This is a genomic window from Nocardia sp. XZ_19_385 (genome assembly GCF_015355755.1).
Taxonomy (GTDB): domain Bacteria; phylum Actinomycetota; class Actinomycetes; order Mycobacteriales; family Mycobacteriaceae; genus Nocardia.
This window is the reverse complement of record NZ_JACVEE010000001.1, coordinates 1,870,057-1,882,968: the sequence shown is the minus strand read 5'-3', so window position 1 is coordinate 1,882,968 and position 12,912 is coordinate 1,870,057. Positions and strand designations below refer to the sequence as shown.

General features: G+C 66.3%; 15 protein-coding genes. 7 read left to right on the top strand and 8 right to left on the bottom strand.

Annotation, left to right across the window (positions count from 1 at the left end; genetic code table 11):
- Positions 1 to 198: 198 nt before the first annotated feature.
- Positions 199 to 1,410 (top strand): ACP S-malonyltransferase, encoded by a 1,212-nt coding sequence (gene fabD, locus IBX22_RS08855; RefSeq protein ID WP_309234583.1) that lies wholly within the window; start codon positions 199 to 201, stop codon positions 1,408 to 1,410.
- A gap of 85 nt (positions 1,411 to 1,495) precedes the next feature.
- Here the strand turns inward: fabD and IBX22_RS08850 are convergent, their stop codons facing one another.
- The 4 genes from IBX22_RS08850 to IBX22_RS08835 all read right to left on the bottom strand — a co-directional run bounded on the left by IBX22_RS08850 (position 1,496) and on the right by IBX22_RS08835 (position 5,010).
- Positions 1,496 to 2,035: a PadR family transcriptional regulator gene (locus IBX22_RS08850; RefSeq protein ID WP_194814816.1), complete on the bottom strand. Its 540-nt coding sequence runs from the start codon at positions 2,033 to 2,035 to the stop codon at positions 1,496 to 1,498.
- A 246-nt stretch (positions 2,036 to 2,281) separates the two neighbouring features.
- On the bottom strand, positions 2,282 to 3,280 hold the full coding sequence (locus tag IBX22_RS08845; RefSeq protein WP_194814815.1) for an LLM class F420-dependent oxidoreductase: 999 nt from the start codon (positions 3,278 to 3,280) through the stop codon (positions 2,282 to 2,284).
- Positions 3,281 to 3,310: 30 nt separating this feature from the next.
- Positions 3,311 to 4,102, bottom strand: a complete 792-nt coding sequence (locus IBX22_RS08840) for an ABC transporter permease (protein ID WP_194814814.1) — start codon at positions 4,100 to 4,102, stop codon at positions 3,311 to 3,313.
- Positions 4,099 to 5,010, bottom strand: coding sequence for an ABC transporter ATP-binding protein (locus IBX22_RS08835; RefSeq protein ID WP_194814813.1), 912 nt, complete (start codon positions 5,008 to 5,010; stop codon positions 4,099 to 4,101). The genes IBX22_RS08840 and IBX22_RS08835 overlap by 4 nt, the downstream gene beginning before the upstream one ends.
- A 144-nt stretch (positions 5,011 to 5,154) precedes the next feature.
- Between IBX22_RS08835 and IBX22_RS08830 the strand changes: the two genes are divergently transcribed.
- Positions 5,155 to 6,132 (top strand): GlxA family transcriptional regulator, encoded by a 978-nt coding sequence (locus tag IBX22_RS08830; protein WP_194814812.1) that lies wholly within the window; start codon positions 5,155 to 5,157, stop codon positions 6,130 to 6,132.
- 87 nt (positions 6,133 to 6,219) lie between these two features.
- Positions 6,220 to 6,831, top strand: a complete 612-nt coding sequence (locus IBX22_RS08825) for an isochorismatase family protein (RefSeq protein WP_309234495.1) — start codon at positions 6,220 to 6,222, stop codon at positions 6,829 to 6,831.
- Positions 6,832 to 6,872: 41 nt separating this feature from the next.
- Here the strand turns inward: IBX22_RS08825 and IBX22_RS08820 are convergent, their stop codons facing one another.
- Positions 6,873 to 7,802, bottom strand: coding sequence for a zinc-binding dehydrogenase (locus IBX22_RS08820; RefSeq protein ID WP_194814811.1), 930 nt, complete (start codon positions 7,800 to 7,802; stop codon positions 6,873 to 6,875).
- A 106-nt stretch (positions 7,803 to 7,908) separates the two neighbouring features.
- Between IBX22_RS08820 and IBX22_RS08815 the strand changes: the two genes are divergently transcribed.
- Both IBX22_RS08815 and IBX22_RS08810 read left to right on the top strand, forming a co-directional pair.
- Positions 7,909 to 8,541, top strand: coding sequence for a TetR family transcriptional regulator (locus IBX22_RS08815; RefSeq protein WP_194814810.1), 633 nt, complete (start codon positions 7,909 to 7,911; stop codon positions 8,539 to 8,541).
- Positions 8,538 to 9,074: an NUDIX hydrolase gene (locus tag IBX22_RS08810; protein ID WP_194814809.1), complete on the top strand. Its 537-nt coding sequence runs from the start codon at positions 8,538 to 8,540 to the stop codon at positions 9,072 to 9,074. Before IBX22_RS08815 ends, IBX22_RS08810 begins: the two co-directional genes overlap by 4 nt.
- Here IBX22_RS08810 and IBX22_RS08805 read toward each other — a convergent pair.
- The gene (locus tag IBX22_RS08805) at positions 9,065 to 9,991 is read right to left on the bottom strand and encodes a MerR family transcriptional regulator (RefSeq protein ID WP_309234494.1); all 927 of its coding nucleotides are present in this window, start codon (positions 9,989 to 9,991) and stop codon (positions 9,065 to 9,067) included. The genes IBX22_RS08810 and IBX22_RS08805 overlap by 10 nt on opposite strands.
- Before the next feature lie 52 nt (positions 9,992 to 10,043).
- On the opposite strand from IBX22_RS08805, the gene IBX22_RS08800 reads away from it, so the two are divergent.
- Entirely contained in the window at positions 10,044 to 10,664 is a 621-nt protein-coding gene (locus IBX22_RS08800) for a maleylpyruvate isomerase family mycothiol-dependent enzyme (protein ID WP_194814807.1), read from the top strand.
- Between the two features lie 6 nt (positions 10,665 to 10,670).
- On the opposite strand, the gene IBX22_RS08795 is transcribed toward IBX22_RS08800, so the two are convergent.
- Both IBX22_RS08795 and IBX22_RS08790 read right to left on the bottom strand, forming a co-directional pair.
- Positions 10,671 to 11,021: a hypothetical protein gene (locus IBX22_RS08795; RefSeq protein ID WP_194814806.1), complete on the bottom strand. Its 351-nt coding sequence runs from the start codon at positions 11,019 to 11,021 to the stop codon at positions 10,671 to 10,673.
- A gap of 122 nt (positions 11,022 to 11,143) precedes the next feature.
- Positions 11,144 to 11,650, bottom strand: coding sequence for a MarR family winged helix-turn-helix transcriptional regulator (locus IBX22_RS08790; RefSeq protein ID WP_194814805.1), 507 nt, complete (start codon positions 11,648 to 11,650; stop codon positions 11,144 to 11,146).
- 44 nt (positions 11,651 to 11,694) lie between these two features.
- Between IBX22_RS08790 and IBX22_RS08785 the strand changes: the two genes are divergently transcribed.
- Entirely contained in the window at positions 11,695 to 12,885 is a 1,191-nt protein-coding gene (locus IBX22_RS08785) for an MFS transporter (protein WP_194814804.1), read from the top strand.
- The last annotated feature ends 27 nt before the right edge of the window (positions 12,886 to 12,912 follow it).

The following is a 12,912-nucleotide window of genomic DNA, read 5'->3' as shown; positions in this document are numbered from 1 at the left end:
AACTGACCAAACCGTGACGCTCGTCACATAGATTTGGAAGCGCGAAAAGTCGCCGGCGACGCCATTTCGGACCGATCGCGCACGATTAATTCCGATGAATTCCCAGGCAGTCGGCATTGTCAGGGCTATCGGCTGGGATCGGGCACAAAGTTTGCCGGATGCCGTTTTTCGTCAGGGCACGCGGGAATTCGACATCTGATGTTCACGATTCTGTATCACTCGCTACCGACCCGACACCGTAAAAAAGCAAACTGGGCGGGTGACTTTTTAGGTATAAAAGTGATACAGGCCACTCTTCACGGGAAATTTCGGCCGTCTGGGCGCATAATCGCATCCGTGGGGGTGGCCCCGATGCCGCGACAAACGACGCGGTCAGTCGTGGCCCGGATTCTTTCGGGTTCTTCGTATGCCCGTATTTCTCGATGGAGTTTCGATATGCAAACCTCGTACTTGTTTCCTGGCCAAGGTTCCCAGCGGGTCGGGATGGGACGCGATCTCCGCGCCGCCTATCCGGACCTGATAGCGCCGATATTCGATACCGCCGACGAGATTCTCGGCTTCGAACTCTCCCGGCTGTGCTGGGAGGGGCCCGAGGAGCGGCTGGAGCGCACCGATATCACGCAGCCGGCCGTCTTCGTCGCCAGCTTCGCCGCCTACCGGGTGCTCGCCGAGATCTTGCCGCCGCCGGTGGTCGTCGCCGGGCACAGCCTCGGCGAGTACACCGCACTGGTAGCTGCCGGAGTGTTGGAGTGGACGGACGCGCTCATGCTGGTCCGGCGGCGCGGGATGCTGATGGCCGGGGTGAACGAGTCGACGCCGGGCGCCATGGCGGCCGCGCTCGGGCTGCCCGCCACCGAGGTCGAGCAGATCTGCGCCGCCGTCCGCGCCGAGACCGCGGAGGTGGTCGAGGTCGCGAATTACAACAGCGCTGATCAGACCGTTGTTTCCGGCAGTGCGGCCGGGGTGGCCGGATTCAGCGCCCGGGTGCTGGCACTCGGGCGCGCGGAGGTGAAGGTGAAGCGCATCAAAGTGGGCGCCCCCTTCCACAGTTCGATGATGGCGGCGGTGGAAGCCGAGTTCGCCGCGGACCTGGCCCGGGTGCGTTTCGCCGATCCGGTGCTTCCGGTCGTCGCGAACGTCACCGCGCGTCCGGTGCGGACGGGGGAGGAGGCGCGGGAGGCGTTGCGTACGCAGCTCGCCGGGTCCGTTCGGTGGAGTGACACCCTGACGACCCTGCTCAGATACGGCATCGACACTTTTCTGGAGGTCGGGCCGGGGCGCGTCCTGACCGGGCTCTGTAAACGCGCGTATCCCGACGTGGCCTGCTATTCCGCGGGGGATGCCCGGCGTATCGAGGCCATTATGGGCGCGGCGGACTTCGGCGTGGATGCCGGGTTGCGGGCATCGTGACGGAGTATTTGTGGTCATTTGTCCAGCTTGGTGGTCGGGCGGTAATAGTCGGTTTGCGTCCGGACTGCCGCCGCGCCGCCGCGAGCTAAATCGGGCGGTCCGCGACCGTGTCCCAGAATTCCACGGCGAGCGACTCGTACCGGATGCCGAACTCCAGTACCAGCAATTCGTTGGCATCGCTTTCCGGGGTGCCGGCCAGCGAGGTGTGTGCGGTGCGGTAGCGGTCGAGGCGTTGCTGATGCGCGGACTTCTCGGCTTCGGCGACTTTCGCGACATCCGCCGGCGCCGACAGACTACCGAAATAGAGCTTCAACAAGCCGCTGTCCCGCAGTTCGTGGGTAGGCGCGTCGGCACTGTGTGAGAGCCATTCTTCGAGTCGTGCCCGTCCGAGTTCGGTGATACTATAAATTCGCCGGCGGCGTCCAGTCGGCTCCTGATATCCGGAGAGCAACTTTTTTTCGGCGAGGCGCTCGGGTTCAGCGTAGATTTGGGAATGGGGAAAGGACCAGAAGAATCCGATAGAACGGTCTACATGCTTTTTGATGTCGAATGGTGTACAAGGGCCGGTGCGTGCCACCAGGCTCAATACCAGATACGACGTCGGACTTAGTTTGAAGTCGGACAAGCAGCTCACTCCTCTCGGGTCGAGGGTTAGCCGCGAATCGAAGCGACGGACCCTTTATCGGTTGTTTGTGGATTCGCGCGTTTCGTAATTCACAATGTCCACTGTCTGGGACTCAACCTGTGGGCCGGACTATACATTTCGGACTGTTGGCGAGTCAACCGGTGTGGGTATCGCGCGCGCTTTGCACCGCAATGGTTTTCGGATCGAATGTCCCGGCGCCGCAGCGGCGCCGGGACATTCGCCGTCTCATACAGTTGTCACCAAGGGGCCCAATGTTTTTCCGGCCAGCTCGACGACGCCGGGCTGATGGCCGTTGGCGACCATGTTGATCACCAGACCGTCGACACCGAGGTCGAGAACCTGCTCCTGGAGCTGCCCGGCGACTTCGTCGGGACTGCCGATGAACAGTCGACCGGCCATGCCCGCGCGGACCCGGTCGACCTTGGCCGGATCGCCCACCCGGCGGGCGAACATCTCGTCGACCGCCCGGTGCGCGCGTTCGGACGACTCGTCCATCGCGACGAACGCGAGATAACTGACGTCCAGGGTCGAGCGGTCGCGCCCGGCCTCGTCGCAGCGTTGCCGCAGCGCTTCCAGCTTGCCCGGCAGCTCGACGGCGTCACAGCCGATGCTGAGGTGATCGGCGTAGCGCGCGGCGAGGGCGAAGGTCTTCTTCTCGCCGGCGCCGCCGAGCATGATGGGCAGGTCGTCGCGGACGCGCGGTTCGTTGATGGCGTTCGCGACGCGATACCACTTGCCCTCGAATGTCGGGCGTTCCCCGCGCAGCATCGGTGTGATGATCTGCAGCGCCTCGTCCAGTTTCTCGAAACGCTCGGTGAACGAACCGAATTCGTAGCCATAGGACTTGTGTTCGAGCTCGAACCACCCGGCGCCGATGCCGAGCATGGCGCGGCCCTGGCTGACCACGTCCAGCGTGGTCACGATCTTGGCCAGCAGCGCCGGATTGCGATAGGTATTGCCGGTCACCAAGGTGGACAGCTGAATTCGTTCGGTGGTTGCCGCGATACCCGCCAGGGCGGTGTAGGCCTCGAGTGTCGGCCCGTGCGGCGGGCCGAAGCGCTGGTAGAAATGGTCGGTCAGGAACGCGGTGTCGAAACCGGCCCGCTCGGCCTCCTGGGCCTGCGCGATGACCGTGGGGAAGAGTTTGTCGACCGACGCGCCGAAGTTGAAGTCCGGCATCTGATATCCGAGGCGAACAATCGCTCGCCCAGCTGTTTTCGTCATCTGCTACTCCGATGGTGATGCGCGGATTTCTCACACGTCTTTGCGAATGAGGGCCCGGCGTCCCCCGAACAGCACGCCGAGGGTGAGCAGGATGACCAGCGCCAATCGCGGCCAGCCGCCCAGCGATCCGATGAGATGATCCGCGGCGTCGGCACTTTGGGACAGCTTGCCGACCACGGCGGTCGGCGCCACGAGCGTCATCAATTTGTGCAATTCGCCAAAAGCGGTGGCTGAGGCGGCTTCCGGCAGCACCACGTGGGCGCTCACGGCGGCTACGGCGCCGGCCGAGCTGCGCAGCATCAGGCCGATGGCCAAGCCGAACAGCGCGACGGCGGGAAACACCAGGTAGATGCCGAGCAGACCGGGAAATGGCTGGCCTGCCGCATATTTCGAGGCGTCGATGGTGGCGAGGCCGACCAGGTAGGCCAAGGTGGTCGACAGCAGACCGGCAATGGTGGAGATGGCAGCGGTGGTGATGACCTTGGCCGCGAACACCGTGTCGCGTTGCGGTGTCGCCGAGAGCACCGGCCGGATGGTGCCGGAGGAGTACTCGGTGGTCATGATCAGCGCGCCCCACGCTCCGATCACCGCCACGGGCAAGGTGAGCGCGGTCAACGCGCCGCCGAGCACCGTGTCGTTGGATTCGAGGCTGTCGGAAATCCCGACCAGTAGTGCGCTGGCCGGGCCGATGATCACGGCCAGCAGCGGCAGAAACCAGAGCGATCGTGCGGACCGGGCTTTCACCAGCTCGGACTGCACTTGAAAGCGCAGCGTCGACCAGGGTCGAACGGGAGAGATCAGGGGGGCGGCAGTGCTGATCATGCGGACTCCTGCATTACTTCATGAGGTTCGAAAGTGTGCTGGCCAGTGACCAATTGGGTGTAGACGTCCTCGACCGAGGCCTGTAGCGGGGTCAGTTCGTCGAGCACGATGCCGCGCACGGCGGCGATCTGCCCGATCTCGCGGGCTCGGGTGCCGCGCACGGTGCCGACATCGCCGCGGATCGAGATCCGGTCGCCCAGCGCCTCGGCCAGTTCGGCCAGACCCGCGCTGCGGACCCGCACCGTCGGTTCTGCGACGCGCTCGACGAAGGACGCGGTCGGCTCGTCCGCGATCAGCTTGCCCTTGCTCATGACCAGTAGGTGATCGGCGACCAGCTCGGTCTCGCTCATCATGTGGCTGGACAGCAGCACCGTGCGGCCCTCGTCGGCCATCGCGCGCAATGTCTGCCGGATCCAGCGGATCCCCTCGGTGTCCAAACCGTTGACCGGCTCGTCCAGGATCAGCACCGACGGATCACCGAGCAGGGCCGCGGCGATCCCGAGGCGCTGCCGCATGCCGAGGGAGAAGCCCTTGACGCGCTTGCCCGCGACATCGGACAGGCCGACCCGATCGAGCACCTCCCCGACGCGCCGGCGGGGAATGCCGTTGCTCGCCGCCAGAAAGGCCAGATGCTGGGCGGCGGACCGCGAGGGGAGCACATCGCCGGCGTCGAGCAGCGCGCCGACGGTGTGCAGTGGATGGATGAGGTCGCTGTATTTGCGGCCGACCACCGAGACGTTGCCGGAGGTCGGAGTGTCCAGGCCCAGGATCAACCGCATCGTGGTCGACTTGCCCGAGCCGTTCGGTCCGAGAAACCCGGTGACGCGGCCGGGTTCGACGGTGAAGGTGAGGTCTTGGATGGCGCGAGTCTTGCCGTAGAGCTTGGTCAAGCTACGTGCTTCGATCATGCTTCGAGCCTATGGACGCAGGCAGCGGGGCACATCCCTCCTCCGAGCGAACTTCGGCAGTCACTCTCGAGAGTGATCCGGGTGGCCGAATCTGACAGGTATCCGTCATTGCGGCCATGATCATCGAGCGTCGATGATGGGTGCATGCCACTGATCCATCGCGTTCTGATCGCGGTCTTCCCGGAAGTCGACCTGCTCGACGTCACCGGGCCGGCCGAGGTCTTCGCGTTGGCCAATCGGGAAGGCGGGGTGCGCTACGAGGTGCGGCTCGCCAGTCCCCAGGGCGGTGCGGTGACCACCTCGGCGGGGGTGCGGCTGCTGACCGACGTCGCGTTCGACGAGGTCGACGGCGGGATCGACACGCTGATCGTGCCCGGAGCGGTGGAACCGTCGCCGGCCGGTCCGGTGGCGTTGATCGACCGTGACGTGGTGGCCTGGGTCGAGCGGATCGCGCCGCGGGTGGGCCGCATCGCCTCGGTCTGTGTCGGCGCGCATGTGCTGGCCGCCGCGGGTCTGCTGGACGGGAAGGTGGCGACCACGCACTGGTCGACCGCCGGCCAGCTCGCGGCCGACCACCCGCGGGTCACCGTCGACCCCGACCCGATCTTCGTCCGCTCCGGCCGGGTGTGGACCGGCGCCGGGATCAGCGCCTGCCTCGATCTCGCGCTGGCACTGGTCACCGAGGATCACGGCGAGGAGCTGGCGCTCGCGGTGGCCCGGCAACTGGTCGTGTACCTGAAACGGCAAGGCGGCCAAAGCCAGTTCAGTGTGCCGCTGAGTCGTCCGGCCGCGTCCCGCCGGGACATCGACGACTTGCGGCTGTTCATCGCCGAACACCTCGACGACGATCTGTCCGTCGCCGCCCTCGCGGACCGAATGTGCTTGAGCGAGCGGCATTTCGCGCGAGTTTTCCGTCAGGAGACCGGCACCGGCGTCGCCGCCTACGTGGAAGCGGCGCGAGTCGAAGCCGCTCGGCGACTCCTGGAAACCACCGATGACCCGCTGGCGGCGATCAGCGCGACCGTCGGCCTGGGCTCGGTGGAAACCCTGCACCGCGCCTTCCGCAAACTGCTCGGCACCAGCCCCGGCGCTTACCGCCGCCGCTTCCGCACCATCGCCTGACCCCAGGCGCTCACCTGTGCCGTAGCCGCCTGGCTACGGATTCACCGAGCCTGCGCTCGGTACCCCACCCCATCGAAAGGGATTGTCGTGTCTACTGTTTCGCCTTCGACGACGCTGCGCGAGGTCATCGGCCTGGACAACCAGCTACCCCGCCTGGCCGACGCCACCCTCATCATGATCGATTTCCAGAACACCTACCGCACCGGCGTCATGGCCCTGACCGGAGCCGAAGAAGCCCTCACCGCCGGCGCCCGCCTGCTGGCGGCCGCCCGAGCCCTGGGCCGCCCGGTAATCCACATCGTCAACGACGGCGGCGAAGGCACCCCCTACGACATCCGCGCCGAAATCGGCGCGATCAGCCCCGAAGTCGCCCCGCTCGCCACCGAACCGGTCGTCGTCAAGCAGGTCCCCAACGCCTTCTTCGACACCGAACTCGAAAAGACCCTGAAAGACCTCGCCGCCGGCCCCGACCTCATCCTCTGCGGCTTCATGACCCACATGTGCGTAACCTTCACCGCCCAAGGCGCTTTCAACCTCGGCTACCGCCCCACCGTAGTCGCCGAAGCCACCGCCACCCGCCCCCTCCCAACCCCCAACGGCCCCACCCTCTCCGCCCCCACCCTCCAATCCGCCGCCCTGACCACCATCGCCGACCTCTTCGGCCGCATCGCCCCCACCGTCGACGACCTGATCGGCTGACCGAGGTCACCCGTGGGCATCGGCGTCATCGGCCGATGTCTTCACCGGAGTTCGAGGACGGCTTTGCCGTGCAGGCGACGTTCTTCCAGAAGGTGGGCGGCCTCGGCGAACTTCGACCAGTTGCCGCGCCAGGAGATGCCGGGGTCGAGGGTGCCGGCGGCGACTTGGGTTGCGAGCCAGGACAGGTCGCGGGCCAGGCCGGTGCAGGAGAGGAGGAAGAAGGTGACGATCGAGCGGTCGTGGCGGGCCTGGTCGCCGAAGAAGGCGCCGAAGTCGAAGTGTTCGGGTTGGCCGGAGGAGTGGCCGACGGCGACCAAAGTGCCGGTCTCGGTGAGGGAGTGGAAGGCGGCGACGAGTTGCGGGCCGCCGACCAGATCGATGACGCCGTCCACGGGTGTGTCCAGTTCGGACGGGGTGGAGATGACGCGGTCGGCGCCGAGGGTGCGGAGGCCGGCGCTGTGGGCGGAAGGGTTTGCGGTGGTGGCGATTACCTGGGCGCCTGCCCGGTGTGCCAGTTGGACGGCGTAGCGGCCGACGCCGCCGGTCGCGCCGGTGATCAGCACTGTTCGGCCCAGGATCGGGCCGAGTCTGTGCAGTGCGCGCAGTGCGGTGGCGCCTGCGACCGGGATCGTGCTGATCGCGGCGAGGTCTGCGCCCTCGGGTACCACGCCGATCAAATCGGTGTCGACAGCGCGTAATTCGGCCCACGCTCCGGCGAGGCCCAATGTGACCACGCGGGTGCCGGCCGCCGGACCCGAACCGTCGGCTGCGGCTCGTTCGACGACACCGGCCGCGTCCCAGCCGAGCACCGTGCCTTCGGGTGCGTGTTTCACCCCGAATCTCAATTCCCCGTCGTTCAAAGACGTCGCCGCCACCCGGACCAGCGCCTGATTCGGGCCGGGCTCGGGATCGGGCGCATCGCCCAGCCGTAAGCCGGCGGGCTGGGAGTGGTCGACAAGCAGAGCGCGCATGAGGGGCAACACCTTTCGGAGGAGTTTGCTGGCGAGCAGTAATCTGCCACTCAGTGGCAAACGGCGTCAAGTGGCAAAAGACAACGACAGGCGTTAGGCTCCGTTCATGCCCGATGTCGCCACCCACCTACCGCTGCGTGAACGAAAGAAGTTGCGCACCCGGCAGGCGCTGATCGACACGGCCTTGGACCTGTTCGCCGAACGTGGTTTCGACAGAACGACTCTGGACGACCTGTGCGACGGTGTGGAGATCTCCAAGCGCACCTTCTTCCGCAATTTCGCCAGCAAGGAAGCGGTGGCCATGGCTCCGCTGCAGGACCTGTGGTCGGCCTTCCTCGAGCAACTCGAACGCAGTGAGCCGCGCAACACCTCCTTGCTGGAATTCCTGCAAGAAGCCCTGGTGGCGGCTGTTCGCGCAACGGCCATCGACGGCTGGGCCCACCGCGCGACCCGCAGCCATCAACTGGCCCAGCACACCCCTTCGATGGCCGCGCACAACCTGCAGTTCTGCGACCAAACCACCCGCAGCGCCCTGCTCGTACTGCACCGCGAACTCGATCTCCCCGACGACCTGCGTCCCCGCCTCGCCCTCGATATCCTGGTCGCAGCTTTCCACCGCGCCCTCGACACCTGGACCACGCGAACAACTTTCGACACCGTCGACCTGCTCACCGACCTGCATGCCGCCTTCGCGGCGATCCCCGGCGCGGTCACGATGACTGCGAAGATCTCCAGATGAGCATCCGCACGTTGTCTTCGAGACTGGTGTACGAGAACCCGTGGTTGTCGTTGCGGGAGGACCACATCGAGCGGGCCGATTGCACCCCGGGGATCTACTCGGTGGTCGACGTTCCGAACTTCGCCATAGTGCTGCCGTTCGAGGACAACGGGTTCCACCTCGTCGAGCAGTATCGGTATCCGACGGGGGAGCGGTCGTGGGAATTCCCGGCGGGCTCGTTTCCGGCCGGAGTGACCGGCACCCCGGAGCAACTCGCCGCCGCGGAGCTGGTGGAGGAGACTGGTTTTCGCGCCGCGAAGCTGGAACGGGTGGGCTTCCTGCACCCGGCCAACAGCATGACCGGGCAGGGCGGCGACGTGTTCATCGCGACGCAGCTTTCACCGGGTCCGGCCCGACGCGAGGCCACCGAGCAGGACATGCGCCAACAATGGTTCGCGCGAACGGAATTCGAGCAGATGGTGCGTGAAGGCGTCATCACCGACGGCCCTACGCTCGCCGCCTACTTGCTGTTCACCATCCGACGTCAGGGCTGAATCGACCGGGCTAACGCTTGGTGCAGCCAGAGCTGTGCGGCGCCGCTGGTGGCTGGACCGATGAGTTCGCCGGTCAGGGTCCAGTAGCGGTGGATCCACGGGTTGGTTTCGTCGGAGGCCCGCAGCAGCGTGCGGCGGAAGTCTCCGGTGTCGCGCATACCTCTGGCTCCGGCGTGGGCGGCGACGAAATAGTCCAGGGCGGGGCCTGGGGAGGGTGGGGCGCCGGTCACGACCAGGGGAGCGACCTGCTCGCCGGATTCGGCCAGACCTACCAGCAGCCTGCGTCGATCCTGGATGTCGGCGGGCCTGGAACGCCAAATGGTTTGGGACATTATGGCTTTGGCTCGAGGCGCGGCCAGGTGCGCGACGAGTTCGGCGTAGGTGAGCAGCTGGTGTGGGGTGGGTTCGGTTGGGAGCGTTGGGATATTCATAAAAGCGAACCCGTCGAACATCTGCGGTGGGAGCGGGCCGAGCAGTCGCCGCCAGAATCTCAGCATTTGGTCCTCGGCTGCGCTCCGATCCTGCACGGCGGCAAGGAGTTCGAGGCGAACACGCTCAGTGCCGGGGACGCTGTCCTCGACAGCGCGCAACGCCGAACGCCGCCATGCCAGCGCCGCGAGTTCATTGTCGATAGCAGCGCGCTCGGCGGCGATCGCCTCGGCTACTGGCAAGCTGCCACTGAGAACCTCCGCGACCGCAGGTAATCCGACACCCACACCCCGAAGCCGGCGCAGCAGCACGAGCTTCTCAACAGCCGTAGGGTCGAACATCCGGTGCCCGCCGCTCGTGCGCTCGCACTCCAAAAACCCTTCGTCGCAATAGAAGCGGATGGTCCGAACCGCCACCCCGGTCCGCCGCGACATCTCCCCGATCCCGATCCGTGCTGTGTCCTCGATCACGTCCTCTTGAACCTCCACCCGGCTGGAGTTCCTACCGTACTGCCGACCGCACAAGGAAGGACCGAAGCCGATGACCGAGAACCACACCATGACCGACTCCCAGATCTGGGACGCGGTGGCAGCCGAACGCCGCAGCCTGCACGCCCTGCTCACCGAACTCCCAGAGTCCGCCTGGGACCACCAGTCGCTCTGCGCCGACTGGCGCGTCCGCGACGTCGTCGCCCACGTCGCGCTCTCCGCCCACGCCAACCTGACCTGGATCCTGCGCGAACTCCTCCGCGCTCGCGGCAACCTCGACCGCGCCATCCGTGACACCGCCATCCGCCACGCCGACCGAACCCCCACCCCCGAACTCCTCGCCGAACTCCAAGCCACCATCCCCACCCGAACCACCGCCCTCGGCACCACCCCCGCCGACCGCCTGATGGACCTCCTCGTCCACGGCCAAGACATCGCCGTCCCCCTCAATCTCCCCTACGAAATGCCCACCCCCGCAGCCCAAGTCGCCCTGAACCGAATCTGGACCACCAGCGCCCCCTTCCACGCCCGCAAGAAACTGCGCGGCTACCACCTGTCCGCCACGGACACCGACTGGGCCGCCGGCCACGGCAAGACCATCGCAGCCCCGGCCGCAACCCTCCTGATGCTCGTGACAGGACGGATAGATGTCGAGGCGATAGTCCAGAACTGAAGACGATTAAAGGGCAGGTCCGGTGTCACCGATCGGGAACGGCGCGCTGCGCCCGCGCGCCTCCAACCGCCCGTCGCCCCAGCTCGCACTGCCGTAGGCGTCGACCTCGATGACGTACTCGCCGGGAGGCACGGTGTCCGGCAATCGCACTGTTGCCGAGGGCTTCCCGTCGACGATGTCGAGGTAGGTGCGCTGGGGGTCGCCAGGCGCGACGAGGAAGATTCGCGCGTACTCGAACCGGCTGCGGGCGGCGATCGCGTCGGCGGGGGACCAGGTGATGGTCGGCGATCGGGTTGTGGTGCTGGTGAATTCGACGGTGACCCGCAGCTGCCCCGCGAGTTCAGCCTGGTGCCCCACGGTTCCTCCTCGACTGCCCGGACCGACCCACACTCGGTCGGGCCGCGCCTCTGAATCCAGGCTGGCACGGACACCCGTCCGGGGCAAATATCGTGGTGCGATGCGAAAACGCTGATCTGGGGCTATCGCGGCAACGTCTGGTTCAGTTTGCGCAGCAGTGCGACCAGGGCTTGGTGCTCGTCGTCGGTGAGTCCGGCGAGCAGTCGCGTCTCGTTGCGCAGGTGGTGCTCGATCGCCTCGTCGATGACCTCGCGGCCCCGGGCGGTGAGTTGGATCAGGCGGCCGCGGGCGTCGTCTTCGGCCGCGCGGCGGTGCACCAGACCGGCGCGCTCCAGCCGGTCGACGCGCTTGGTGACCGCGCCGGAGGTCACCAACGTCGATCCGCGCAGGTCGCCCGCGCTGAGTTCGAACGGCGCACCGGCGCGGCGCAAGGTGGCGAGGACATCGAATTCGCCGCGGGACAGGTCGTATTCGCCGAAGACCCGGACCAGATGCTCTTCCAGTGCCCAGTGCAGGCGGCTGATCCGGCCGATCACCTGCATCGGGCTGGGGTCGAGGTCGGGCCGTTCCCGATGCCACTGGCTCTCGATGCGATCGATGTCGTCGAGCTCGGTGGAGGTGCGATCCATAGCCATACATTGACATATCTTCCGTGGAAACTAATCTGTCTTCCATGGAAACTATTTCTGTGGCATCTCCGCGTTCGGCCACGAGATCGTGGCTGAGTGTCGCCGCGATCACGGCCAGCCTGTTCGTTTTCGTCACCACCGAGCTGATGCCGGTCGGCCTGCTCACACCCATCAGCGCGAGCTTGAGCATCTCGGTGGGCGTGGCCGGTTTGATGGTCACGCTGTATGGGCTCTCCGCCGGCCTGGGCGTGCCGTTCATCGTGGCCTGGACCAGGCGCATCGACCGCCGCGTCCTACTGTCGGCACTGCTGGCGATCCTGGCCTTGGGCAACCTGATCACCGCGATCTCACCGAACTATCCGTTGGTCCTGACGGTGCGACTGATCATGGGATTCGCCAACGGCGTGTTCTGGGCGATCGGCGTCAGCATGGCGATGCGCGTTGTCCCGGAACGGCATTCGAGCCGGGCCGCCGCGATCGCGCTGTCCGGAATCTCGATCGCCACGGTGGTGGGCATACCGCTGGGCACTCTGCTGGAAAACCTGACCGGCTGGCGCACCACCTTCCTGATCTGGAGCGCGCTGAGCGCGCTGGTTTTCGTCGCGGTCGCCGTCCTGGTGCCCGCACTGCCGTCGGAGAACGCGGTCTCGGTCCGCGAAGTCTTCGGTCTTCCGATCAATAACGTGCAGCTGCGGATGGTGATGGTCGCCGTCGCGCTCTACGTGCTCGGCCATTTCGGCGCCTACACCTTCGTGCGGCCCTTCCTGGAGGAAAGTTCTTCCGCCACACCGACCTTCATCGCCACACTGCTGATCATCTACGGCGTCGGCGGCGCGGCTGGAAACTTCCTCGCCGGATACACCGTCACCAAGAACTTGCGCGCCAGCTTCGTCGTCGCCTGCACCGGCCTGGTGGCGTCGCTGCTCCTGTTGCTCACCATCGGGCATTCGAAGGCCGGTGCGATCCTCGCCCTCGCCCTGTGGGGAGTGTCCTTCGGCGCTGCCAACCTGTGCCAGATCAACCTGACTCTGGCCGCCGCGCCCAACACCTTCGAAGCCGCCATGTCGATAAACACCCTGGCCTACAACACATCCATCGCACTGGGCGCACTGTTCGGCGGGCTGTTCGCCGACCGAGTGGGCGTGACCGGCGCTGTCTGGTTCGGCGTGGCGCTGATGGCGGTGTCGCTGCTGGTCACCCTCGGGGCGCGCCGAAAAGCTGTCGAGGCCGGTTGATGTCACAGTCGTCCGGTCTACGTCGTC